At 51.4% G+C, this 25,265-nt stretch carries 23 protein-coding genes and 1 pseudogene; 9 read left to right on the top strand and 15 right to left on the bottom strand.

Annotation, left to right across the window (positions count from 1 at the left end; all coding sequences use genetic code 11):
* The first annotated feature begins 5 nt into the window (after window positions 1-5).
* Both Q0P86_RS08600 and Q0P86_RS08595 read left to right on the top strand, forming a co-directional pair.
* Window positions 6-446 carry a CidA/LrgA family protein gene (locus Q0P86_RS08600; RefSeq protein WP_290995290.1) on the top strand — a complete coding sequence of 147 codons (441 nt, stop codon included), beginning with the start codon at window positions 6-8 and terminating at the stop codon, window positions 444-446.
* On the top strand, window positions 443-1,132 hold the full coding sequence (locus Q0P86_RS08595) for an LrgB family protein (RefSeq protein ID WP_290995288.1): 690 nt from the start codon (window positions 443-445) through the stop codon (window positions 1,130-1,132). Before Q0P86_RS08600 ends, Q0P86_RS08595 begins: the two co-directional genes overlap by 4 nt.
* A 12-nt stretch (window positions 1,133-1,144) precedes the next feature.
* Here Q0P86_RS08595 and Q0P86_RS08590 read toward each other — a convergent pair whose 3' ends face one another.
* From Q0P86_RS08590 to Q0P86_RS08575, 4 genes are all read right to left on the bottom strand, one after another.
* Window positions 1,145-1,285 carry a hypothetical protein gene (locus tag Q0P86_RS08590; RefSeq protein ID WP_294113004.1) on the bottom strand — a complete coding sequence of 47 codons (141 nt, stop codon included), beginning with the start codon at window positions 1,283-1,285 and terminating at the stop codon, window positions 1,145-1,147.
* Window positions 1,286-1,304: 19 nt separating this feature from the next.
* On the bottom strand, window positions 1,305-1,676 hold the full coding sequence (locus Q0P86_RS08585) for an FISUMP domain-containing protein (RefSeq protein WP_295038822.1): 372 nt from the start codon (window positions 1,674-1,676) through the stop codon (window positions 1,305-1,307).
* 4 nt (window positions 1,677-1,680) lie between these two features.
* Entirely contained in the window at window positions 1,681-2,070 is a 390-nt protein-coding gene (locus Q0P86_RS08580; protein WP_295038820.1) for a hypothetical protein, read from the bottom strand.
* Window positions 2,071-2,149: 79 nt separating this feature from the next.
* Entirely contained in the window at window positions 2,150-3,526 is a 1,377-nt protein-coding gene (locus Q0P86_RS08575; protein WP_294112976.1) for a nitroreductase family protein, read from the bottom strand.
* A gap of 255 nt (window positions 3,527-3,781) precedes the next feature.
* On the opposite strand from Q0P86_RS08575, the gene Q0P86_RS08570 reads away from it, so the two are divergent.
* Window positions 3,782-5,851, top strand: a complete 2,070-nt coding sequence (locus Q0P86_RS08570) for a cellulase family glycosylhydrolase (protein ID WP_366941286.1) — start codon at window positions 3,782-3,784, stop codon at window positions 5,849-5,851.
* 95 nt (window positions 5,852-5,946) lie between these two features.
* A complete protein-coding gene (locus Q0P86_RS08565; protein ID WP_295038818.1) occupies window positions 5,947-9,495 on the top strand; it encodes a hypothetical protein in 3,549 nt (1,182 codons plus the stop codon).
* 70 nt (window positions 9,496-9,565) lie between these two features.
* Here the strand turns inward: Q0P86_RS08565 and Q0P86_RS08560 are convergent, their stop codons facing one another.
* Genes Q0P86_RS08560 through Q0P86_RS08545 form a run of 4 tightly spaced genes read right to left on the bottom strand, consistent with a single transcriptional unit; the run spans window position 9,566 to window position 12,655 of the window.
* Complete coding sequence (locus Q0P86_RS08560) at window positions 9,566-10,027, bottom strand: hypothetical protein (protein ID WP_290995274.1); 462 nt, start codon at window positions 10,025-10,027, stop codon at window positions 9,566-9,568.
* A gap of 5 nt (window positions 10,028-10,032) precedes the next feature.
* Complete coding sequence (locus Q0P86_RS08555) at window positions 10,033-10,947, bottom strand: hypothetical protein (RefSeq protein ID WP_294112974.1); 915 nt, start codon at window positions 10,945-10,947, stop codon at window positions 10,033-10,035.
* Between the two features lie 3 nt (window positions 10,948-10,950).
* Window positions 10,951-11,385, bottom strand: a complete 435-nt coding sequence (locus Q0P86_RS08550) for a lipoprotein (RefSeq protein ID WP_295038816.1) — start codon at window positions 11,383-11,385, stop codon at window positions 10,951-10,953.
* Between the two features lie 55 nt (window positions 11,386-11,440).
* Complete coding sequence (locus Q0P86_RS08545; RefSeq protein ID WP_295038814.1) at window positions 11,441-12,655, bottom strand: class I SAM-dependent RNA methyltransferase; 1,215 nt, start codon at window positions 12,653-12,655, stop codon at window positions 11,441-11,443.
* 165 nt (window positions 12,656-12,820) lie between these two features.
* On the opposite strand from Q0P86_RS08545, the gene Q0P86_RS08540 reads away from it, so the two are divergent.
* On the top strand, window positions 12,821-14,395 hold the full coding sequence (locus Q0P86_RS08540; protein WP_295038812.1) for a hypothetical protein: 1,575 nt from the start codon (window positions 12,821-12,823) through the stop codon (window positions 14,393-14,395).
* A 97-nt stretch (window positions 14,396-14,492) separates the two neighbouring features.
* Complete coding sequence (locus Q0P86_RS08535) at window positions 14,493-16,394, top strand: glycoside hydrolase family 9 protein (RefSeq protein ID WP_295038810.1); 1,902 nt, start codon at window positions 14,493-14,495, stop codon at window positions 16,392-16,394.
* Window positions 16,395-16,488: 94 nt separating this feature from the next.
* Here Q0P86_RS08535 and coaE read toward each other — a convergent pair whose 3' ends face one another.
* Entirely contained in the window at window positions 16,489-17,055 is a 567-nt protein-coding gene (coaE, locus tag Q0P86_RS08530) for a dephospho-CoA kinase (protein WP_294112610.1), read from the bottom strand.
* Entirely contained in the window at window positions 17,056-17,925 is an 870-nt protein-coding gene (locus Q0P86_RS08525) for a DMT family transporter (protein ID WP_294112609.1), read from the bottom strand. It lies immediately after the preceding gene.
* 82 nt (window positions 17,926-18,007) lie between these two features.
* Here Q0P86_RS08525 and mscL point away from each other — a divergent pair, with 82 nt between their 5' ends.
* Window positions 18,008-18,451, top strand: a complete 444-nt coding sequence (mscL, locus tag Q0P86_RS08520) for a large-conductance mechanosensitive channel protein MscL (RefSeq protein ID WP_290995255.1) — start codon at window positions 18,008-18,010, stop codon at window positions 18,449-18,451.
* Between the two features lie 126 nt (window positions 18,452-18,577).
* Here the strand turns inward: mscL and Q0P86_RS08515 are convergent, their stop codons facing one another.
* The 4 genes from Q0P86_RS08515 to Q0P86_RS08500 form a co-directional block, all read right to left on the bottom strand.
* Complete coding sequence (locus tag Q0P86_RS08515) at window positions 18,578-19,789, bottom strand: DNA replication/repair protein RecF (RefSeq protein WP_294112608.1); 1,212 nt, start codon at window positions 19,787-19,789, stop codon at window positions 18,578-18,580.
* Window positions 19,786-20,790, bottom strand: coding sequence for a hypothetical protein (locus Q0P86_RS08510; protein ID WP_290995251.1), 1,005 nt, complete (start codon window positions 20,788-20,790; stop codon window positions 19,786-19,788). Before Q0P86_RS08510 ends, Q0P86_RS08515 begins: the two co-directional genes overlap by 4 nt.
* A gap of 143 nt (window positions 20,791-20,933) precedes the next feature.
* Entirely contained in the window at window positions 20,934-22,565 is a 1,632-nt protein-coding gene (locus Q0P86_RS08505; protein WP_290995249.1) for a hypothetical protein, read from the bottom strand.
* 3 nt (window positions 22,566-22,568) lie between these two features.
* Window positions 22,569-23,201, bottom strand: coding sequence for an outer-membrane lipoprotein carrier protein LolA (locus Q0P86_RS08500; protein WP_290995246.1), 633 nt, complete (start codon window positions 23,199-23,201; stop codon window positions 22,569-22,571).
* Window positions 23,202-23,325: 124 nt separating this feature from the next.
* Here Q0P86_RS08500 and Q0P86_RS08495 point away from each other — a divergent pair, with 124 nt between their 5' ends.
* Window positions 23,326-24,456 carry a hypothetical protein gene (locus Q0P86_RS08495; RefSeq protein ID WP_290995243.1) on the top strand — a complete coding sequence of 377 codons (1,131 nt, stop codon included), beginning with the start codon at window positions 23,326-23,328 and terminating at the stop codon, window positions 24,454-24,456.
* Window positions 24,457-24,599: 143 nt separating this feature from the next.
* A complete protein-coding gene (locus Q0P86_RS08490) occupies window positions 24,600-24,965 on the top strand; it encodes a hypothetical protein (RefSeq protein ID WP_295038805.1) in 366 nt (121 codons plus the stop codon).
* An 81-nt stretch (window positions 24,966-25,046) separates the two neighbouring features.
* Here the strand turns inward: Q0P86_RS08490 and Q0P86_RS08485 are convergent.
* Window positions 25,047-25,265, bottom strand: a pseudogene (locus tag Q0P86_RS08485) (hypothetical protein); the annotation flags it as partial.

Below are 25,265 nucleotides of genomic sequence, written 5' to 3'. Positions count from 1 at the left end.
CCGTCATGAGAATACCGCTTCAGCTCGCCGTCATTTTCGCTATTTGCGTTGCGGGAGAATTTCTCCACCGCATCGTGGGAATCCCCCTGCCAGGAAACATTATCGGCATGGTCCTGCTCCTCGCATTACTTTGTCTTAAAATCATCAAGCCTGAGCAAATTTCAGGGGTTTCCAGCTTTTTCCTGAACCACCTCGCCCTATTTTTCCTCCCTCCGAGCATCGCCATTATGGCTGTAGGCGACGATGTCCTTTCGAAATGGCCCCTTTTGCTCTTTCTCTGCATCGTCTTCACGCTTGCAGCCCTCGCCGTCAGCGGGCGTTGTACGCAGATTTTTATCCGTAAGCAGGAATACCGCGAGAACCTGGCCCTCCGCGCCGAACGTCACGCCCAACGGCTCGCCAACCGCACCTCCTCTAATAAAGTCAAGAACGGAGGACGTCCATGAACGAAATCGTCAACTCGCCCCTGTTCGGCATTCTCCTTTCCGTCACGGCCTTTGAATTCGGCGTTACCATCAGCAAGAAATGGAAGTATTCCTTCCTGAATCCGCTCCTGATAGCCAACATCCTTATCGTCGGATTTCTTCTGGCCACAGGGATCAGTCTCGAGAGCTACAATGTCGGCGGAGACTACATCTCGGTGCTGCTCTCGCCCGCAACGGTCGTACTCGCCGTTCCTCTCTACAAGCAAATTACCAAGCTCGTCAAATTCTGGAAGCCCATCCTCGCCGGGATTATCGCCGGCAGCATGACCTCCATGGCGTGCGTCATCCTTGTCAGCAAGGCCATCGGGCTCAGCGACACCCTTATGCTTTCGCTGCTTCCCAAATCCATCACGATTCCCATGGGCTCCGTCGTTTCTGAGCAGATTGGCGGCATCCCTTCGGTAACCATCATCTCGATAGTCGTTACAGGAATCACGGGAGCCGTTTCCGCCCCAGCCGTCTGCAGGTTCTGCCGCATTAAGCACAAGGTGGCTCAGGGAATCGCTATCGGCACCGCAAGCCACGCCCTAGGAACCACCAAGGCAATGGAACTCGGCGAAATCCAAGGCGCCATGAGCAGCCTCTCTATAGGAATAGCGGGGCTATTCACCGCAGTGATAGCCCCGATCATAGTTCCGTGGATTTAATTTAAAGGAAGATTATTCTTCCGTATCCTGAACGCACCTTAAGTGGCAGCCGCTCACCTTCGTCGTTTCCCGTCTAGAAATATACGACGAGCTGTACGTCACGGAGTAGCCGACAAACGCGGAAGCCCCCACCTGGTGCATCGTGCAGAACACTTCTCCGAGATTCCCGTAATCATAAGAACTGTAAGTATATCCCGCAGGAACGGCGGTAAAGCCCAAGGCATTGTTCGGGGAGCACCGCATCTTCGTCGTAAGGCCAACCGGTTTCGGATTTAATCATGGATGCCGAATTGTTCGCGGCCGAAATCAAGCTTTTCCATTCCGTTGAATCCGGCACGTGCCAGCCAGAAGGACAGACGCCCTGAACCGGTTTCTTGACAAGGGAATCAGCGCATTTCTGCGTATTGTAGGTACTGGCGATCCCCATCAGGGCCGCCCACTTATAGGTACGGCCACCAATTTCGCAATTATTCGGATCACCGCGCCAGCAAGAAGAACCGCCGGCCTTCAAGGTGTTCGTCGATACAGAATCAGCATACCTCAAATTTTCAGCCTCCAGGTTTTTCCGCCAATAACAACCGTCTTGTAGGAATTGCTATCGCGAGCATCCAGCAAAGTTCCATATCGGTCGCAAGACGCCAGGAACCATCATGGACAAAGTAAACGGTGCCGTCTTCGGCGCTTCCCCATCCGAGCGTATCGATCATTTCGGACGGAGCGGCTTCCCAGAATTCCCACGATCCATCGCAATAATAATAGTAGTTGGAGCTGTACCCAAGAACATGGTTGCTGTCATAGGCGAGCATTCCGTTATTTTCGGCGGAGCACTTGCCGAGCACCGATTCTTCGTCAGTCTTATAAGAAGACGAACTTTCATCATCGTCATCGTACGAGGAACTGTCGGAAGAGCCACAAGCTGCAAGTAGCGCAACGAACAAAGACTATAAAATAACTAAGCCTTGCTTTTGGTGCATATTTTAACTCCTAGCCTAAGTTTTTAGACAAAACACAAGAAAACTATGACTTTCCTACAAGAATTTCGGCTACGATGCTTTCGCTTTCGGGAATATCGCAAAGTTTCCGCAACTCGTCGTGGAAAAAGAAGCGTTCGCTACGTGACGACTTCCGAATCATCCGTGAAGACAGGTGCAAAGACTGCACCATATACCCCGCATTAAGGTTCATATAGCGGTAAGCCCGTTCACCGAGTAAATTGCAGGACTCGTTCAGGTCCGCCGTCAAGATGAGCGCAAACGCCGTATTTTCCGCCTCCTCCGGAGCCGCATGGCACTTGGCGAACTTTTTCTCGTTAACCGCACCCGACTGCATATAAACGGACTTGCGCACCGGGATATAACGGTAGACTCCCGGATAGACGAACATCACGTCGAAGGCGACCACCCACATTTTCAGAAGTCCCGCCCCGAAAAGATGAATCTGCCCCACCTCCAGCCATCGCAAAAGCCCAGAAAAATCGTCCAGGTCGAGTCCAACTTTCTTGAACGGTCTAAAGGTCTGCGGCACCGCCTCCAAGTCAGAAAGCCGTTCTAGGTACTGCGACACATCGTATTTGGCGGGCGTCAGCGGAAATTCATCACCGGGGAGAGCCTGCGCCGAAAGCCTGCGAATGCGAATGCATTTTGAAAGGTCGACGATACTTTCGACGCGATTCTGCAACATAAAAACCGACGGATAACGGGAAAGCGTTTCGTCACCGGCGGTTTCAATTTCGCTACGGTTGGAATACGCCGTTTCTCCGACGCCTTCATCTACGGAATTGAAAGCCGTTTCGCTATACTCCGGAAAAACCGCCAAAGCCGCGAGCGGAACCTCCGTTGCAGACAAATTAAGGACTACCGCGATTTCGTCATCGACAAACCCACCCAGGGCAAAGACCTTTGCGCCTTTGGACTTGGCATGCAAAAGGACACTTGCGGCACACGCCCCCACATCCTGCATCACCTGGGCATACGAGGCCTCGCGAAACCGCCATACGGAACGTTCCAGATGCCCCGTAAAAATATAGAGCAGCGGAGCTTCTTCTGCGACATCGCAATCCGGAAACGCGGACACAATCCGCTTGATATCTTCCTTGCCACCCATGCGGGCCAACTGTCCCACCACATCGGGAGCATCGCTTTTTCCCGAAGCATCGTAGGCATAGACTCCATCCGGAATAGAACGGTCTCGCACCACGACAAAAGTTCCAACCGGATTCAGGTTATCACCCGAAACATAACCAAAAGAAGGAACTTCACCTCGATGAACATCGATCCGGTTGCATACAGTATAACGAACATCAGCCCCTTTCTGCAACTCCCATTGCAAATCCGGTAACTTGGCCTTACGGGCAAGCTTTATGGAATCATGGTATTTTTCAGAAAAGAAGCGCACAGGCGAAAGATAGTAAATAGTGACGTTACCCTTACATAAAAACAGTTGATACACTAACACGAAAACAAGCCTTTTAAAAGAACCATATTACTGATTCCAAGAATAAATTTATGAAAAAAGGTAAAAAGACAGGCTTTTGCTACACCAAGGCGCCGGCATCAAGGTTACCCGTGTATACGCAAATCGTGCCCCGAAGCTTGTTTTTTTTCTCGTTCCATTATAGTTTTAAAATGCATAATCCCAAGCGAGGTCACGATGAATTTCAAAACCAAGACCAGTCTCACCCTATCTGCGGCAGCGCTCCTTGTTCTGAGCGCCTGCGGAAGCGACTCCTCTAGCAGCAAGCCTAACGCACCGGAAGACCTGCCCCCGGTTCCGGCAGACTCAACAAATGTCACAGACTCGACACAGACACCTGTGCCAGCAGACACTGCGACAACCACTCCCGCCGACACGGCATCCACCCCGGCAGACACCGCTGCTACACCTGTAGACTCCGTCGCCGACCCCACAAGCAAGGTTGTCATACCGCCTGAAGCCACTGACATCGTAGCCGCAGTCACCATTCCCAAGGAAGAAGGCAAGGGTCTCCTGATTGATGACTTCGAAGACGGCGACAATATGTCCCTGCAAGGTGAATTCTACTGGTACGACTATAATGACAACAACGGCGGCGCAGATGGCGACGGTGCTTCCGAAATCAAGAGTCCCGTCGGCGCAGACGGATTCCCGGTAGCAAGAAAGTCCGACAACGGCACCAACTACGCTTGGGCCGTCTACTACGCACTTGACAAGGGCGAATACAAGTATGATCCTTACGTCGGCTGGGGCGTGACCCTGGATACCGAAGTGGATTACACTAAATACGGTGGACTCACATACTGGTACAAGGGTGGTGCTCACACCATTCGCATCGAAACTTCCGACGTAACCAATTTCGATGTCCACATGATGACCATGAAGGCTGCCCGCACCTGGACCAAGGCGGTTATCCGCTTCAAGGATCTCGCCCAGGAAGGTTGGGGCGGTGTAGAAGTCGATTTCGACCCAGCCCACATCACCAACATCAGTTTCCAGGCCAAGGGAGACAAGAAGGTGGATTCCCTGCTTATCGATAACGTCTACCTGCAGGACACGAGCGAAGTTGAAAAGGATGCTGCTGACATGGAAATCAAGGATCCTGTCATTCCTGAAGTCACCATTGGTAACATAGCCGTTACCAACCCGCTCCAGGCCAAGGCAATGAAGTACCTGAACAAGGGTATCAACATTACCAACTGGCTCGAAGAAGACGGAACCGTATTCGAGGGAGAATTCAAGTTTGACGAGGACGACATAAAACTGATGGCCCAAAACGGCATCAAGTCCCTGCGTCTGCCCATCGACCTTGACCTGTACGCCACCAACCGCGACGCCTTCGTTGCAGACACTGCCGATACGACCACCCTCTCCTACGACGACAAGAACCTGTTCGAAGTCCTCGACGCCTTTGAAGAATGGACCGCCAAGTATGGGATGTCCTTCGTTATTGACTACCACGAATACGACAACGGCTACAACACCAAGACCGCCATCAACGCCAGGTACACCAAGATGATGGCCGAAGTGTGGAAGCACGTTGCTGCCCACTACGCAGAAAATGCACGCGAAGACATCTTCTTTGAGCTGCTGAACGAACCCGACATGAAAAACGGCAAGGTCAGCACCACCAACTGGCGCAAGGCTGCCCAGGAAATCATCGACTCCATCCGCACGGTCGACAAGAAGCATTCCATCATCTTCGGCGATGTCGAATGGTATTCCATCAAGAAACTCGCAGCAGGCAAGCCGTTGAACGACGACAACGTCATCTACGCCATCCACACCTACGAGCCCTTCGTATTCACGCACCAGTACGCCAACTGGACAGACCTCAAGAAGGTCAAGAACCTAATGTTCCCCTATGACAAGGAAAGATGGTCCGAATACAGCGCCGACTTTGGTGTCACCAATGAGCTCCCCAAGTGGTACAAGGATGACATTTTCAACTACTATAAGGTTGGCAACAAGGAATACATCCTCAACTTGATCCTACCCGCCAAGGAATGGGCCGTCGAAAACAATGTCCCGGTCATCATCAACGAATTCGGCGCCTACAACCTGAAAACAGACAAGCAGTCCGTGCTGAACTACATGACCGCCATGAGGGAAATCAGCGATACACTTGAAATTCCTCTCACCCATTGGGGCTACACCGGCGGATTCGCACTCTTCGAATCGACCAACGGCGTCAAGGGAACAAAGCTAATCGAAGGCATGGACGAAGCGTTCGGTCTTGGTAAGTAAAAAAATTCTAGAACTCCCATAATAATCCAAGGTCGCCCCATCGCGGGCGACCTTTTGTGCGGTTTCGCTGCGTATTTTGTATATTGTAGTCACTTATGCGTGCCTATATTTCGAGCCTTGTATTTTTTTGCATTGGCGTAGCTTTCGCCAACGGTTTTTACGGCAACAATAGCGATATCCATTGGAAAACGGCCGCCACAGACCATTTCAACTTTATCTATCCTGTTGAATATTCGAGCCACGCCGCCAAAGTCTCCGCATACGCCGAAGCCGTCTATGATTCCGTTGTCAACCGTTACCACCATGACTTGCCTGGCCGCGTAAACGCAACCCTCAACAACGCCCTCTATAGCAACGGCAACGCCATTCCCGCCGAGAATTCGATCAACCTATGGCTAACGAACTGGGATTTCAAGGTGCGCAGCAGCCACGGTTGGCTTTCGGACGTGGTTACCCACGAGTTCAGCCACCTAGTCAGCATCGAAAACGCAAGCAAGTTTCCACCTAACCTGTACGGTTTCCAAGTCAGCTACACGGACTACTATAACGAACGCACCACACAAGATTTCGCGACAATGATTCCCTTCACGTTGCAACCGCTCTGGTTTGCCGAAGGAACTGCCCAGTACGAATCGAGCCGCATGGGTTTTGATGCCTGGGATTCCCACCGCGACATGTTGCTCCGCGTGGCGGCACTGAACGATTCCTTGCTCACGCTCCCCTACATGCACGACTTCTCGGACAACTCGCTGTTTGCAGAACTCGGCCCCTACACGCAGGGTTTTTCGCTCGTACGCTACATCAGCCAAAAGTACGGCGAAGATGCCGTCCCCAAAATCTGGCACGAGTTGTCAAAATACCACCGCATGACACTTGACGGAGCCATTCAGAAAGTCCTCGGCATCGACGAGCAGGAACTCTACGACAAGTGGAAAGAAGATATCACTGAACAGTACAAGGCTCAACGCGACAGCCTTGGAACGCTTGTCGAGGGAACCAAGTTGACCAAAGACGCCTTCTGGCAGGACTTTCCTGTAGTCGCAGGGAACCACCTCTACGGGGTCTCGAACTTCGGTGGAGCATGGTTTGACGGAAGTGTTTTCAAAATGGAAATCGGTAAGACGAAGGACGAAAGACAAGAGACGAAAGATTCCGCAACAGTCAAGGATTCTGCAGAAGTCATTGACGGTGTCGAAATCGGAGACATTGAAATAGAAAACGAAAGCGAGACCATCGATATTTCCGATTACGCCAAGCACGGCTTCAAGCTCAAGAAAGCGTGGCTCGACAAGGGAATCGACGTATACGAAGATAGCGTTCAGGGCCCCATACTCGCCTATGTCAACTACCAGAACCGCGACAAGAACGGACACGCCCATTTTGACATCGCCGTCAGCGACACCAACAAAAATATCGTTTCAGTCACCTACCTCGCGGACGCCGTCTACCCCGCCATCGACAAGCAAGGAACCACCATCGTCTTTGCCATGCGTGAATCCTACAACACCCGGTTCAAGCTAGCCAAGGTTCCGTACCCGAAGGATCTGAACGACTACACCGCCGAAGACCCTGTGGACATCTTCGTTCCCGACGCGAAATTCGATTACTACAACATTTACAGTCCCAAGTTCAGCCCCGACGGCAAGCGCATCGCCTTTGGCTTCTTCGACAACATAACACGCGGCCTTGCCGTGATTGACAGCGACGGCAAGAACTATAAGATTGTCTCTACCGAAGGTTTTGACGAACGCGATGTGAACTGGCTTGACAACGACAAGATTGTCTTCGCGAGCAACAGGAACGGCATCTTCAACCTTATCGAGAAAACTCTTTCGACTGGAGCCGAACGCCCGCTCACCAACGTTGTCGGCGGCGCATTCACCCCGACCCTCGCGGGCGACACGCTCTACTTTACCGAATATGACAAGGACGGTTTTTCGCTTTACAAGATGAGCTACAGTACACCTCCGCTCATCGACGACACGACCGTCACCGTAACCGAACGCGATAGCCTCATTCAGCTGGCCGACACCACGTGGCAATGTTCCGACAGCATCATACCGGCCGATTCAACTCAAGGCGAGAACTTCAAGGCGGACACCTCATTGCAAGCCGAAGCTTCTGTCATGGACTCCACTACAAGCTGCAACAAGATTCCCGCAGTCACCCGCCGCGATAGCATCATCAAGATTACGGACACCACACGCACCGTTACGCAGAAGCCCGCCCCTGCAAGCATCTCGCTTCACGGGACGCTCCCCGCACGAAACAGAAAGCAACTTGAACTGAATGATGTCGAATTCGCCGGAGTCGAAAAGGACTACAAGCCCATCCCGAACATTCCGCTATTCGTCCCGATGCTCGTATTCAGCGAGAACGCCCCCGACCTCACGGTATTCGGCGAAGGCAAGCTCAAGGCCAAGGCGGGACTTGCCGCGATCATTTCCGACGCACTCAAGAAGAACACCGTCCAGATCGGATTCCTTCTGGAACTTGGTAACGGATTCAACTACATCAACGGCGACGGCCTCAACCCGAAACAGGAAAAAGAATTCTTCGTTTCGTGGGAAAACAGGAGCACGCCGCTTGACCTCTCCCTCAGCTACACCTACGCCAACTACACCAGCCAGGACACCGTCCGCAACGAAGACGTCCGTGCCAAGGGAGACAGCCTCCACACGAGCCATTACGCCATTCCGATGCAAGCCATCGTCGCTGGTATTGGATACAGTATCTTCAAGAGCATAGACACTCTCCAGGTGGCCGTGGGCTATGACTGGGCGAATTTCAACCTCTACGAAGACAACTTTGACTGGACCTACCAGAAACGCATCAGCGCCCTCGTTTCGTTCGGCCTCTACGCCGACCACGCCGAAGGCTCCGAAATCTCCGGCCAGGGAAACGGGCTGAACATCTACTACCAGTACACGAATTCCGACCTGTTCCGTCCGGGAACATTCGCCGAAAGTTTCATCATCAGCCCGAGCGGAAAAATCACCCCGAAGTACAGGAATTTCATCGTCAACGAGCTAGGGCTCAACCTCTACGGAAGCGTGCAGAGCCCGCTTACAGGCGCGCGCCTCGCCGCCGGAGGCAAACTCGGCGGAGTCTTCAACTGGAGCACCGACACTCGCCAGGATTCCACCGACCACGACACGCTGGACTCCTACTACTACAGTCCGATATTCCTAGAAGGTTACCCGTACCTGCGCAGTTCCGAAAACTACACACTCGCGGGAATGCGCACCGCCATCGCAGAACTCCACTACCTTTTCCCCGTTTACGACGACTGGCGCAAGGGCGCCTGGATATTCGAGACGCGCAGTTTCTACATCGACCTGTTCGCACAAATAGGTGCCGCCTGGAATGGCGACAAATGGTTTGACTCCGACAAGTTTACCGACCACCGTTTCTGGGACCGTTCCGTGGGACTTTCGTTCCGTATCAGCAACAGGATATTCTACGGGACCCCGTTCGACATTACATTCACGCTCGCCCGAGGCCTAGACCGCATCGGCGAAGACGAAGACCTGCACGGTGGCAAAAAACTCACGCCTATCGATCTCCCAGTAATTCCCGAGAGCATCGCTCCCACGAGAATCAAATTCGCCATTGGAATGGGGTTTGTTAACTCATGGCAGTAAGGCAATGAGTCAACCGCTACATCTTAAATAATTTCAAAATCGGAAATCAGAAATCAGAATTCTGAATTTACTACAGTTCGCCGTATTTCTTGCGGGGCTTGACCTCGCCAGGGAGCAGTTGCCCCGGACTGGTCCGCTGAGCATCCTTTCCGGTAAAATTAGGATTGAACTGTTTGACCTGCGCCTTTTTCTGCTCGGCCTGCAGGTCCATCATGTGGCGTTCCCACTCCTGCATCGCCTGGTCCAATTCCGCGCGAGCATTGAGCATCAGCTCCTTGAGTTGCATCAGTTCAAGCATCTTGTCGCGTTTCATGATCCACAGCTCTTCTTCCTCGGGCATACGCTCGATATTGAAGAGCAGGTTCATGTAATCTTCCTCGGCATTGCGATAAGCCTTTTCCATTTCCTTGTATACCAGGTAACGGTCATCGACCATCGTCTGCTGCGGCGACGGATGCGATGTGCAGCCCACAAGAAATAGGAGGAAGTAGGCGGTAGACAGAAGGATGTATACGGAAAAGCTCTGTTTCATAATTATTATTCGTTTTCTTCCGGCTTCTTGATCGTGTACAGCCTTTCAAGCGTAATCTGGCTCTTGAAGGTCGCCGTATCCTTCGTGTCGGGGTTCACCATCGTATGCGTACCGACCTTGACTTCGCGTTCCTGACAGGGGACACCGGTCGTCGGGTCGATCATAACCTCGAACTGGGTCCGGTATTCCGCCTTGAGCCCCTTGTTATACTTCTTGAACTTTTCAGGAACGATGTTGCTATTCACGTGCTGTTCCCAGATGTAATACGGGAAGCTTTCCTTTTCCTGCAAGTAAACGACATAGTCCAGGCAGCGGCGGTGATCGCGATTTTCAAAACCCTTCACCACAACAGAATCTACCTGGATTAGGGCAAAATTCAGGCGCCCCTGGTCCTTGAGCATCTGCGTAATGTTACCCTTGGTCGGCACCGAGCCAAGCAACATGTGGTCCATTTCCCAGCGGTGTTTTTCAAGGCGTTTCAAGTGCGGTTTGTATTCAGGATTGAGAAGCTGCTTTCGCCAGACCTCGGGCATGGGAATCCTCGCCAAAAGCGAATCATAACCGTCATCGAGACCATCGACACTTTTTACTTCACGGTCCACCGCGGCCATATCCACGGATTTCACACGCCAAGCAAGCTCCGACGGCATAAAGTTCTTGAGATAGCCACGGGACTTGTCCATCACGTAATCGCGATGGAGCTTGAGCGTATCACCCACATTGGAGTAGGTCAGGTTCGCGTATGCAGCCGTCACCGTCCCCATTTTTTCATCACCTTTCAAGTCTATTGTCGAAAAATACCCTTCTGCATAAAGTTCTACGACAACAGGAGCGTCCACCTTATACTGGACATCAACTCTAGACTCACCGCAACCGCCAAGGAGAAGGGCCGCTGCGACCGCACATAACACTTTTTTCATGAGTTACCGATTCTTGGTCAATAAAATTTGCTTCGACAAGAGAACTTTTCCGTCACCACTCACTTCGATGACGACGGGACCAGGTTCCTTTTTACGGCACAGCTCGCGAGCCGTCATCAATCCACCGTGGCGGGACTTGCCTTGCAGCGTATAGACGCCCATCTTTTCGCTCACGGCCACTTCGTGGTTCCAGATTTCGGCTCCCTTATTTGCGAGGGTCCCTTCGTAGAAGGCCGTTTTAAGCTTGGCAAAATCGAAATTCTTACCGTAGCGGAACTGCACGATCAGCTGATCCTTCATTTCGAATTCGTTGGCCGTATCCGCCACCACTTCGAGGTTCGGGTTCCATTCCCTACCGCACACAATGGCGGTTTCCTCGACATTACACCCTGTAAGCAGGGCGACGAAAACAAACAATACCAATGTCACCTTTTTCATAGCGACCTCCATCAAACTTTTCTATGAATAAACTAGCAAATTTGGAAATATCCGGCTAACGCGAAAGCACGAACATCATTTCCAAATGAGGCGTTTGCGGATAAAAGGCAAAACCTTCTGCCCTTTTCAGCACAAAACCGGCATCTCTAAACATTGCAAAGTCCCTCGCCAAGGTCACCGGGTCACAGGAAACATAGATCAGTCTGTTAACAGAACTTTTCACAATGGTGTCCAAGGCGCTCGGAGGAAGGCCTGTCCGAGGAGGATCCACGATCAAGGTGGCAGGCACGTCGACGACATTTTCGGCAAGCCAATCTTCGGCCGGAGCAGAAACATTCTCTGCTGACAAATTCACATTTGCGTGTTTGAGGCACCCTTCGTCACGTTCCACCGTCGTAATCTTTTTGAAGCGATCTTTCAAGATGGTAGCAAAGAAGCCCACTCCGCTAAAGAGGTCGATTAGCCAAGCTTCACTCGCTTCGCCATTGGCAAGCCCCTCATCCACGGCATTCTGTACCGCATTCACGAGCTCCGGCAATAGCTGAAGATTGCTCTGGAAAAAGACAGAAGCATCGGACTGGATTCTCTTTCCCGCCATTTCAACGATACTTACCGCCTTCTTTTCGAAATCAGAAGCAGGCATTCCCTTGTAATAATAGCTGACCTTGCCGTTTCCGTTATCGAACAGATTTACATCCAGTTCAAAGGCCTTTTTACGATTGACTGACTGGGAACGGACAAATTCATCATAAATTTTTGAAGCATTCGACTTCAAGAAATCATTCAAGGCAGGCGTCAATACGGGACAATTTTCAAACGAAACAATGCCGTTGCTTTTTTGCATACGGAAACCATAGCGCACCTTTCCCTCTTTTGAGGTTGCGATGACTACTCGGGCACGGTTCCTATAGCCCCACGCAGGCCCCGTATGAATTACGAAATTCTCCGGAAGCTCGACATGGGCCAACCGTTTGAAGTTTTCCCGTTCCACCCGTTCCGAATACAGAGCCTGCTTATCGCTTTCCAAGTGCTGCAAGCTACATCCGCCGCATTTTCCGTAAAGGGGGCATTTCGGTTGCGCGCGATCGGAACTTTTCTCGATGACCTTCACCACCCGACCCCGCGTAAAATCCTTCTTGTTTTGCAAAAGTTCAACCGTGCAAAGTTCACCGGGCAAGGCCCCCTGCACAAAGCACACGCGGCCATCGGGAAGGCGCGCCATTCCCTCGCCCCCCTGCACCAACTTTTCTATACGCAAATCAAGAATCATCAGAATAAATATAGCTAAATCCACAAAATATAATCAACTTTTTCTTCGAAAACAAACATGCCCGCCATTTTGCAAACTGATGCTAGCAAAATGGACGTAAAATCTTTTTTCTCTTGTTTGTAAAAAAGGGGTTTTCTAATTATAGGCGGCACCCACTAAACACCTATGAAATACCCCTATCGAATTCACACCTTCGCTCGCCGATTCGGCAAAAAATTTATCACATTCTGCGGTTCCACCCTCCAGAACACTCCGCTGCCGTACACACTCCATACCGAAATAGAACTTCTGGACGTTCCCATCAAGGAAATCTACAGGATTATCACTATCGGCTGGCAAATTTACCATGTCGCCCCCCTGGATCTTTCCAAATGCTATAACGAGAACCTGCTCGACCTGCTCCATTCCGGATGCGACCTAACAGGGAAATGGACCGACCATACAAACATCGGCTCCACCGACATCATTACCTGCGAATTACGCCGCCTAAATCCCAATGCCAACATACGACTTATTTTGCGAAGCCAAAACAAGAAAACGGCAAGGCTCTTCATCACCCTATGGGAAACGACTCCGCCCAAAGTGGATTCAGCCCTTTCAGACATTCTTGAGATATTACTCCCATTCGCCAAAGACAATAGCACGCCTACATTTTCCGCTTCTATCGGAGAAGCCTATAGCGCAAGCCCCATCACCGTCGCCTATAAAATTTTCCGGGACCTCGTCATCCGCGAAACGCCACCCATACACATTCCCAAATATATGTCTAGCGGTCCCAACGACACCTGGAAAGTAAGACTTTGCTCACGCCGAGAGGACTCCAACCGCAAGGTTATCAAGGAGACCATCAAAACCGAAAGAGGGACGTTCAACATCCAACGGTACGCCACCGAAAAAGAACAGCGTAAAGGCGCCAAAAAAGCCAAGCGAGAAAAACTCGTCGATAAGGTGGCCCGGCAAGACAAAGCCATTGACCTGCTGCAAAAAGAACTGCAGACCGTCCAAAAGGCCTACACCGCTCTTTTGAATACAAACGAAACCGCGACCCGAAAACGAGACCGCGAAATCGAGAACCTCCAGCAGAAAATTGAAAAATTAAAGCAATCCAACAATTTCGCCATCGAAAAGAAAAACGAAGAAATCGACGAGATTCAAAAAATCGCCGAACAGATGCTGGAACACAACAACCAGGAAAAAATTTCACTCGAAAACGACAACAAGAACTTCGGGCAACGCCTGCAAAATGCCGACTGGCAAATTCAGAACCTTCAGGCCCAGGTACAGTCGCTCCGTCAGCGACAGGAGCATTCCGGCATATTCTCGCTTCCTGAAAAAGAAACAGAAAAATTTGCAGGTGAATTCGAAATCGCTCTGATGAGCGCCCTCCATTTTGCCATGGAAAACGGCCCCGTCAAGGCAAATTCCTGTAAACTAAGGTCTCAGGATATATGGCAGGCTTTTATTTCGGCAAATTCCGATGCGGAACAACGCTACAAGACCTATAAGCAGGATGTTTCGCAATTACTCAATGCAAGTCGCAAGAATAACTTTCTCCGAAATACCGACATTTTGTGCAAATTCGGAATCAAGTGCGACCATCACACAAATAACCACATTAAGATAAGATTTAACGACGACGATCCCCGCTATTCTAGTACGCACGGATCCACACCCAGTGACAACATCTGCGGAGCAAAAAATTTCGCCGAAGACCTCAAAAATGCATTCTTTTATTATTAGAGGAGTAGTTTTCAGGTGTAACCACTTTCTACTAACAGCCCCCTACCTATCCCCAAATAAAAGGTTTAAATTTAAAACAAAACAAAAGGATGGTTGTATGGGACTCAAGAAAATCCACTCCGCATTAGCCTCGGCACTGGCCGTAACGGCATTCACCGCTACAGGCTTATTTGCAGCCACTGCTTACCAAAACCAAGTGGGCTACTTCACCAAAGGTCAAAAGCAAATGGCTGTCATCGGAGCCGAAGACAAGGAAATTTCCTTCAAGGATTCCGATGGTAACGAAGTTTTCAAGGTAACGGCACCTAAGGCAGAAACTTGGCTTCCCGCCGGCGATACCGCGGCCTCGCTCGTCGATTTTTCTGAAATCCAGACGGCAGGCACCTACCAGGCATTCATCGGAGACGAAAAGATCGGTCACCCCATCATCATCGCCGATGACGCCCTTGAAGATGCTGCAAAGGCTTCACTCAAGTTCTTCTACTTCCAGCGCGCCTCCATCGAACTTACCGAAGAATATGCCGATATCTACGCCCGTGCCGCAGGTCACCCTGATACGGCCGTAAAATACCATTCTTCCACGGGAATTGAAAATTCCGACTCCACTTTCAACGGCGCCAAGGGTTGGTATGACGCCGGTGATTATGGAAAATATATCGTCAATTCCGGCATTTCGACCTATACCCTGCTCCAGCTTTACCAGCAGAACAAGGAATACTTCGATAAGCTCAACTTGAACATTCCAGAAAGCAAGAATACCGTCCCCGATATCTTGGACGAAATTCGTTGGAACCTGGAATGGATGCTCACCATGCAGGATCCTACTGACGGCGGTGTATTCCACAAGCTGACCACCCTGAAGTTCAGCGGAACGGTTATGCCCGAAAAGGATGTCGCTGCACGATATGCCATCGGTAAGTCCGTTACGGCAGCCTGGAACCTTGCCGCTGTCGCCGCTCTTGCCGCAGAAATCTATTCCCCCTACGACGAAGAGTTCGCTATAAAGTGTGCGACCGCCGCCTCCAAGGCTAGATGGTGGGCCATGCATAATGAAGCAGCCTACTTTGAGCAACCCGCCGGAGTCAACACGGGAACCTATATCGACGGTTATCCAATCGATGAAGAAATCTGGGCAAATGCAGAACTTTACAGAATTTCCAAGAATCCCGTTTTCACCGAAGTTTTCACAAAATACCCCTTTAAGAAGTTCCGTTGGAAACTGCAAAGCTGGCAGACCACCTACGCCCTGGCCGCCTTCACCATCGCAACGAATCCCGATATTTTCGATATGGACATTCTGGATTCCGCCAAGGCATGCATATTCACCCTCGCCGACAGTATCGTCTTGTCTTTGGAAAATAACGGCTACGGAGTTCCGCTTCTGGAAAATGACTTCAACTGGGGTTCCAATAGTTTCGCCGCCAACAAGGGCATGATCTTGATCCACGCCTACATTCTTTCCAAAGAAGAAAAGTACCTGAACGCCGCTACGGCCATTATTGACTACATCCTGGGACGCAACCCGCTCGACATTTCCTATCTCACCGGTTACGGAGTCAACTCGGCCAAGAATCCGCACCACCGCCCAAGCCAGGCAGACGGAATCGACGAACCTGTCCCCGGCATGCTCGTTGGTGGTCCAAACTACACGGCCAACGACTGCGCAAAGAAATTTGTCCAAATGGATGCTGTCGCCAAATCTTACTACGACAACAGCTGTAGCTACGCCACCAACGAAGTGGCTATCAACTGGAATGCACCCTTTGCCTATGTCATCGGCAGCCTGCAGGCAATTTACACCACCGGAAAGACCTACGATATCACGACCGTTCCGGCCAAGTTCCTGGAAGTCGAAGGAATCAAGACTGCAAGAAACCTCCAAAAGCAGGTTTCCGCCGGGAGCAAGCTTGTCATCCGTAACGGCGCAGTCCAGGTCCAGAAGATAAACCGCGAAGGAAAGGTTCAGTATTTCAACATCGGCGGCAAACGTATCCGCTAATCATCAAAGAAACTCCTAAAACACTCCCTCCTAAACACTCAATACAGCCCCTGGTTTCAGGGGCTGTATTGTCATCTCAAAATTTCAGGAATCCCTACAGCAAAGCGACAACCGTGTTCCGCAACGCAGAATCGTCGCTAGAATTGTCAATAAATTTAACCGGAGTATTCGGGAATAACCTACGCCAAAATTCTTCGGAATCCCGCGGGCGCTGCAATTCAATGCGACGGCGAGCATCTTCTTCGCTGAATCCACGATTTTCAATCAAACGCTTCAGGCGAACCTCTTCAGATGCCGTTACAACCCAGATAGCCTCGAGTTTTTCTACCAATTCGGGAACATTTTCAAACAAGGCCGCTTCAACAAAGGCGGGATTCGCTCGGAGCAGGTACCTTGTCAATACCGGATACACAAGCGATTCAAGTTTCGCCCTCGCAGAAGGATCCTTAAAAATCAAGTCAGCCATTCGGCTACGGCAGATTCCCTTTTCGGTAAGCATGTCCGCTCCAAAAGCATCGGCAATAGCCGTGCGCAATCCGGCATCGTCACGATAGAGATGATGCACGGCCACATCCGCATCTATGACGCGAATTTTGCGGTCTCGCAGAAGTCGACCTACAAGAGACTTTCCCGCACCTATGGATCCCGTAATACCGATCATCTATTTTCCTAAAGCAATCAGGCAGATACCCAGAATCACGCCGAGCAGGGCGACTAATTTCATCTTGCTCTTGCGTTCCTTGAAAAGTAGTAAACCCGCAAAGAACGAAATCAGCACGCTGGAGCGGCGGAACACCGTAATAATCGAAATCAGGGCATCCGGGTCGCTCACCGCCACGAAATAGCATCGATCCGCCACAATCAGGAGGATAGCGACCAGAAGCATGGTCCAACGGAACTGAAACGGCGCCGTCTTGTGCCGCGTCGGGAACCATGTCACGGCGCAAATCACGAACTGCCAGAGGGCCATATAAACGCTGAACCACACCTGTACCGTAAGCGGGTCAAAATTCATGCGCTGCAGGATAAACTTGTCGTACACGCCGCTGCATGCCGCAAGAATGGTCCCCATCACCATGCAAATCACCCAACCGTTGCTGAAAAAATGCCCCATTTCTTTACGGCCGGCAAGGCTGAGTCCCACATAGGAGCAAATGCAGATGGCGACACCTATCCACTGGAGCGCAAACGGACGTTCCCCCATAAAGGTCACCGCGATAAAAATCGTAAATACGGGAGCAAGCGCTCGAATCGTGGTCGCGATACTCAAGGGAAGGTGCGCCAGGGCGTTGTAGGTCAAAATCCAGCTGCCGCCCACAATGGCTGCCTTGCCAAACAGGTAGACATGGCTCTGCAGAGGCAGACTTTCACAATATCCCATCAGCAAAAGCGGGCTCATGAAAAGAGCATAAAAGGCGCTACAGAAAAAAAGAGTCACGCGGACGGCATTGTCCTGCACCGATTTTTTCTTGGCGAGGTCATAGCAACCCAAGAAAAATGCTGATAAAAGGGCTAGAATAAACCACGACATAACAACTCAAATTTAGAAAACCCTCTTGCCAAAGCAATATTTTAAACATATTTTTATTTTAACTTCAACAAAAGGAACCAATATGGGTATTAAAGGTAAAGCAACGTCCCTTCTCGAAGAGTTCAAGGCCTTCGCGTTCAAGGGCAACATCGTCGATATGGCCATCGGTGTGATTATCGGTGGTGCATTCGGCAAAATCGTCACCTCCTTCGTGAACGACATCGTGATGCCGGGCGTAACGGCAATCATCGCCATGGCTGGCGGTAAAGATGCTGGCGAAGGCCTCAAGTCCCTCTCATACACCACTGCTGCCGGCGTAGAAATCCCCTACGGCAACTTCATCGGCGGAATCGTCGACTTCCTCATCGTTGCCATCGTGGTGTTCCTCGTGATGAAGAAGTTCCTCGGCTTCATGCAGCACATGCGTAAGCAGGAAGCAGAAGCCCCGGCCGCTCCTCCGGCACCTCCTGAACCGAGCGCCGAAGAAAAACTCCTCACCGAAATTCGTGACCTGCTGAAGAAGTAATTTACACGGCAACGCCGTAGTTACCAGAACTTAATTGGTAGAGCCTAGAGAGCCGCCTTTGGCGGCTCTTCATTTATTTCGTTACTAAGCTCTAAGCTCTAAGTTCTAAATTCTAAGTTCTAAGTTCTAAACTCTAAGCTCTATACTAGCTTCTGCGGTAAAAGGCATTTCTTCCAGCTGCGGAGTCGCAATAATCACCTGGCAAGCCTTTTCACGAATGAGCGCCGCCACCGCATCGCGACGCTTCACGTCGAGTTCCGCAAAAATATCATCGAGCAAGAGAATCGGCTTACTAAGGAAACGGCTCGCCACATCAACCGCAGCAAAGCGCATCGCGATCGCAGCACAACGGCACTGCCCCTGCGATCCCGAAGAACGCATTTCGGATCCGCCAATGCAGATTCCCAGATCATCGCGGTGCGGACCGGCAAGCGTACCGCCGAAAGAGCGTTCCGCAATTTCCAGGCTGCGGAGTTTTCGACTAAAGGCAGTCCGCAGAGATTCCTCGTCAACCGATCCGTCGTCGGACATTCCCGAATCATCGCCCGAGACATTGTACGGCACCGAAGGCTCCGCGGCAACCTTGTCCAGTTCCGCATCATCCAAAAATTCCGCTCCGTCAAGCGCATCGAGTTCCTTCAGAATCGAACTCTTGTAGGCGCAGGTAATTTCGTCTACACCCCCCGAAAGCTTACGGTAGTACCCCGTGATAATCGGAGAAATTTCTTTCGATAGCGAAAGTCGGGCTGCCCATAATTTCGCCCCCAGGTCAATCAGCTGTTCAGTCAAGATTCCAAAGAGTTCCTCGCCGCCCAAGGGCGCCATTCCACCCCCGCGCTTGAAATCCCTGAGCCACTTATTGCGCTGTTGCAGCACGCGGCCGTACCGCCGCAACAAAGAGGCATTCGCCTTCGAACGAAAACAGAGAATTTCGTTCAGCCACCGACGCCGCACATCGGGCGCCCCTCGCAAGAGTTCTATATCAGACGGCTGCATCACGACTGCAGGCAGGCTCCCGAAGAGCGCCGCCGCCGATTTCAAGTTTTCGCCATTCTCCCGGACATCGCAACTGCGACGGCCCACGCGAATCGCGCGCGCCGTCGTCCGCCCCGAATCTTCAAAGGTCGCCCGCAGCAGGAACTCATCGCCGTTCCAGGCGATCAGTTCCTTCAAGTCTCTTGCCCTGAATGAAAATCCCTGGGCCAGCAAATGGACCGATTCCAGTATGGAAGTTTTGCCGCAACCGTTCGGCCCATGAACGACCGTAATTCCGGGCCCGAACTCCTGTTCAAACCCGAATAGGCTGCGCACGCCTTCTATATAGATTTTGGAAATCACGGAATATAGCCCCGGAGACCAAAGCTAAGCGGCGTCCACAGCCCCGCTTCCGATTCATAAATCAGGGCGTAGTTCACATCAAACGGATACTTCTTCTTTCCGATACGAATCCGGAACTTGTATCCGGCACCCACCGTCCAGTCCAAATCATCCATGCCCAGACGGAGCGTGCCGTCAGGAATGATTTCACACTCAAAACCGACGCGACCCGTCCACACATGCAAATCAGGATCAAAAGCAAGTAATGTATCGGCCACCTGGTAGTCTATCGCTTCCATCCAGGCGTAAACGGGTTTCCCCATAACCCTGGAACGATACCCCAAGCCAATCTGCAAAACCTTCGGACGTACGCCATCGGTGCTTGCCACGGAATTGTCGGTACTGGTATTCTTGCTCCATTTTGCAGACAAGTTCTTACTAAAGCTCAAGTTACGGATTACCACCGACGTAGACCACTGTTCGTTCCACTGTCTAAGCCAGCTGAGGTTAAGAGTCACGGGACTGCGGTAATCATCGACCAGTTCTACACCGTCGTAATATTCCGCAATATCCATATTGTCGTAGCTCATCGAAAGCGACAGGCCGAACGCGTCGCGACGCGTGACTCGATAGGCAAAGCCGAGATACATCATGGTAAAGTATGGAGTCGCGGTTCCCATCGTTTCGTCATCTTCGTTAATCACGTCAAAGGCAAGGTCACCGCGGTAAAGCATCGCGAAGCCAACACCCATGCGCTTTCCCACAGGCGATTCCAGGCCCAGCGAGCCGCCCATACGATCCAGGTCGCGTTTTTCGCCACTTAGCGAATATCCAAAATCCTGACGGAAGCCAAGGATAGCCGGATTCCAGTAGGCAGCGGGCATCGACGCCGTATCCGCAGAGCCCGTATTGCCACGGCCCAGTTCGCGAGTACCCGCACCCATACGTTCCACAAAGCCGTCAAAGCTGCCGAGCGTCGCCTTTTTTCCCGCAACCGCCGATGCCGTTAAAAGCAAAAGCATTACGAATATAAGACCTAGATCCTTCGACGCGCTTCGCTTTCCCCAAAGAGGATAACTCAACTTGAGAACTAAAGTTCTTAGTTTCGTATAGCTCAGGATGACACTCTCTCGTCTCTCGTCTTTCGTCTTTCGTCTAAGCATCATCACTTGTGCCCTCCCAAGGTCATCACCTTGCCCCAGCCGATATGGCCGTGATTGTCCTTGACACGCACATAGTACACGCCCATGGTGCAGGGCCTACCCGCCTTGTCCTTACCATCCCAGAAATCTTCCTTGGGGTTCGTGCTTCTTGATTTATCGGCACTACGGGGAGCATCCTTTACAATCGTGCGGATCTTTCTCATGTCGTAGCTGAACACGTCAATCGTAATTTTAGAATCCTTACTTACCTTGTACGAAACAAGGGACTGGTCCCCGTCACCCGAGGTAATCACCGAAGGAACCATACGGATTGTTCCAAGATCGCCCCCCAGCTTGGCTCGGTTCAGAATAGTGGTCCAGGTTTTCCCCGAATCCGCCGAAACCGAGATTCCGTTCCCGTAGGTCGCAAGGGCTAACCCCTCCGTTTTCGTATCTAGCGGGAAAGAACATATCGAGGTAATGATTGCATCACGATCCGTCGCGCCCGTTTCAAAGCCGTACAGCCAGTTATTCTTGCCGTCATCGTCGGTTTCCCAGGCGCGAACACCCGTAGAATCCAGCCTGAAAAATCCACTCACCGATCCACCCGAAGTCACGGCGACATAGGCAACCTTGCCTATAAAAGCCACACCGCTGACGGTATAATCTCCATCGTCATATACATCCTTCTTTTGTTGCTTTCCCGCCGTATCCAGGAAATCGACCTTGGCAAAATCCTTTGCGTTTTTGCGAAGCACCCACAGCGCGCCTTTCATGGACTCCTTCTGCATATAGGACGTTTCCGCAATAATCGTCAGCGGATTTCCTCCCATCCAAAGTCCCGTCACGCGGGCAGACGTATCAAGACTCGTCGAAATCTTCGAAACCTTGCCCTCCGAGGAACGTTTCCACAAGCCCTTCGAGGTCGCCATCCAGAGTTCACCCGTTTCGGGATGCAACTTCACATCGAGTACGCGGGGATTGTTCTTGGCGTCCCACTTATAGTTGACCTTGGCCGTATCCAGCGCACCCGTCTTCAGGTTCAACTGGAACATACCCTGTTTTTTTCCACTTTTCAATTCTTCGTAGAAGCCAAGACCAGCCGCGCCTCGCGCAAGCCACAACCGGCCACTAGTTGAATCGAATGCAAAACCACTCACGGCATAATACATCGCCGAATCCTCGGCCACTGCCTCGGGCAACAAGCTATGATCAACATCAAGGGGATTTTCCTGGACTTCTTCTGTTCCGCGCACCGAAAAAAATCCCGCAGGCAGTAAATGGTTGCCGTCGTCATCGAGGCCATACATCGGAAGGACATAACCAATCTTACCGGCATACCCCGACGATATTCGACGGTGTTCCGCCAGCACTCCACTGTAGATTCCGTCCTGCATCGCGGTCATGGAATCGGACGCCTGTCCCTGTTTCGAACCGTTCACCTGGATACCGGACGATCCCGCATTCAGGTTCAAAAGCGTAACGCCGCTATAGGTTCCACTACGGGAAAATACCCAAAGTTCCCCGTTATTTCCGGAGCCGGTCACATTCATGGCGTAGTTGCTGAACAGCGTTTCCGCCGCCCCTACCGGCAAGGCCACCAGGCCGACAAGCAAGGCCGCCCACAAGTTTTTTACAAACAAATTATTCTTCATAAATTACCGCATGTCGATTTCATCGACACCCTTAATTGGCTTATACTTGAAATCTTCAGCCGAAACCTTCTTCATCACCTTGAGATTCACGATATTGTACCAGGAACCGTTTCCCGACGGATCCACGGTAAACAGACGCTTCGGAGAGAAATCCTTTTTCGAGAGCCATACTTCCATCTGGGTAAACTGTCCCGCATACTTGGACGGATCCAGCTTGAGCACCCACAGTTTTTCGCCGCCAAATTCACCTTCAGAAATAGACTTCGCCTTGCAATTCAAATACTTGAACAGGAGTTCCGACGGATGCAGCGAACTGGACAGGTCTTCCACCGCCTTGATCAGCACCTGTTTCTGTTCCACATTGTGTTGCCAGAGGCTTTCTCCGTCGCTATAGAACTTGATTCCCGCCATTTCCAGCACAAAGCGGTCCCCTTCGGCCACCAGGAGCTTGCCGTCCTGGGAAGCGATTTCCGGAGAATCCACATAGAACACTTGCACACGGAAACTGAGATCCCACGCCTTGCCCGACTTGAACCAGGCCTTGGATTTTTCCATTGCCTCGTCAGCGGTCATCGACATCACCGGCAACACAGCGAAAAACAGAACAAACGCAAATAAACGAAGTAAATACAGCATCAGGGAACTCCATCCTTTAAGAATATGTGCAAATTTACAAAATTACGCCTATTCGCGATTGGCTTTTATCCGGCGAAATTTCTATCTTTGCTCAAGAAAAATTTAATTCTATTGGAAAAAACGTATGCGCAAACTGATTTTGCCCCTGGCCATGGCCACCGCCACCATCGCTTCCGCCGCCGATATCGAAATCCACGGCGACGTGAACATGGACTACGCCAGCTACTTTGACAGCGATTTTGACCCGACTAACGCCGGCAACCAGGACATCAACCTCGCCCTGAAGGCGCACCTCGACGAAAACATCGCCGTCGTCGTCAAGGGAACGACCCACAGCACCTTTGTCAACGAAAACGGAGAACTCCAGGAATCCGAAGTCCGCCACGGACTTGCCCGTTCCACCGCCATGGGTTCGGATGGCCGCTACAATTCCTTTGAATTTGACGGAGTCCAGTTCCGCTGGGATGTCAGCCACGAAGTCACCCTTATCTTCGGCGACATGACTTACAGCGCGGGCGCCTTCAACTACTACTTCTGGCGCGATGCTTCCCGTTACGCCGTCATCGTCCGTGAACAAAACCTCCGCGGTATCGGCTTCGATGTCGGTAACGACAAGTACGGACGCGGCTCCCTGTACTTGGGCGCATCCGATGCGACCGACCACACCGTAGCCCTCTTCGCCACCTACGGCTTTCCGCTCATCAACCACACTGACGAGCACTTGATCATCACCCCGAGCCTCGACTGGGTGTTCGGTTCCGAAATCAGCCGGTCCCACACCTACGTCCTCGGTACCGAAATCGACTACTCCAAGAGCTACGAGAATTTCAACTACGGCATCTACGCCGTATGGGGACTCCACCCGTACAAGGGACAGGGTGTCCACTCCTTCTTGCTCGAACCGAGCATGAACTACTCCATTTTCAACCTCGCTCTGACCTACTTCTACACCATTACCGACAAGAGCTACGCGGCCGAGCCCCAGCTCATGACAGACGACCAGATGCTGTTCGCCGTTGAACCCAGCTTCAACATCCACAAGAAGTACACCCTGGGTGTCAGCTACGAATACCACGATCCGGACAAGGAAATTCATGGCGACGACTTCCAGTTCCTGGGCATGAACCATTACATCTACCCGACCATGAACACCGAAATCGTCATCTGGTACGGCTATAACTTCACCGACACCGACGACACGCCGTTCGGCAAGGCAAGGTTCTCCCTCGGTTTGAGCGGCAAGGCAAGTTTTTAGACCGCTCGCGCCCAATCATAAAAGTACATACCCAGAGCGCTCGCTACCCCCGCAGGGGGGGGGCCATGCTCACCTAAGCGCTTCCCCAAAGAGGATAACTCTACTAAGGTGCTAAAGCACCAAGTATCGTATAAAAGCGCTAAGTGATCAAAGGTCGTAACCACGCCTCGTTAAATAAACCTAAGCCGAATACAGCAGAAACAAGTTTACTTGTTTCTATTGTTGAGGCGCCGGTTTATGCAATCATATTGCAATACGAGGCGTTTGTTACTCACGGACAGGAGCTCCAGCATAAAGCATTCTTCACCAGGTTCTGCCCGGTGTTTTTTTGTAAGGGGAACCCTCCCCCTGATTTTGAAGTGAACCCGCGGGCTTCAGGTGCCAGTTCCACCATGGAGGCCATGCGCACTAAAGGATATAGACCTGTGCTGTCCGCAACAACACCCGGCTTTATACGCAAAAGACGGCGGGAAAATCTCGCCGTCCGGCTTTATAAATCCGAATTCTGAATTCCGAACTTACTACTCGGGAGCAAGAAAGCCCCCGGGGGTTAACCGGAGGCGTCTACTTAACTTCCTAGTAACTATTAGTTACTGACCGAGGTACTTACGACCGATACCGAATTCATCCTTGTATTCGATGTAGTCCGGAACGAAGTCCTTGGCGTAAGAGAAGGAAACATTCACAGAGCACTGGAACTCGTTCATGAGCTTGCCCTTACCCTTGAAGTTCTGCTTCTTCTTTTCGATCTTTTCCTGGCCCTTCTTGCCCACGAGCACTTCAGCTTCGCACCAGCCGCTGTTACCCTT

Origin of the sequence: uncultured Fibrobacter sp. (assembly GCF_946062555.1) — a bacterium.
Lineage (GTDB): Bacteria > Fibrobacterota > Fibrobacteria > Fibrobacterales > Fibrobacteraceae > Fibrobacter.
Note: the sequence above shows the minus strand (reverse complement) of the source record. Positions and strands in the feature narration are given on the sequence as shown.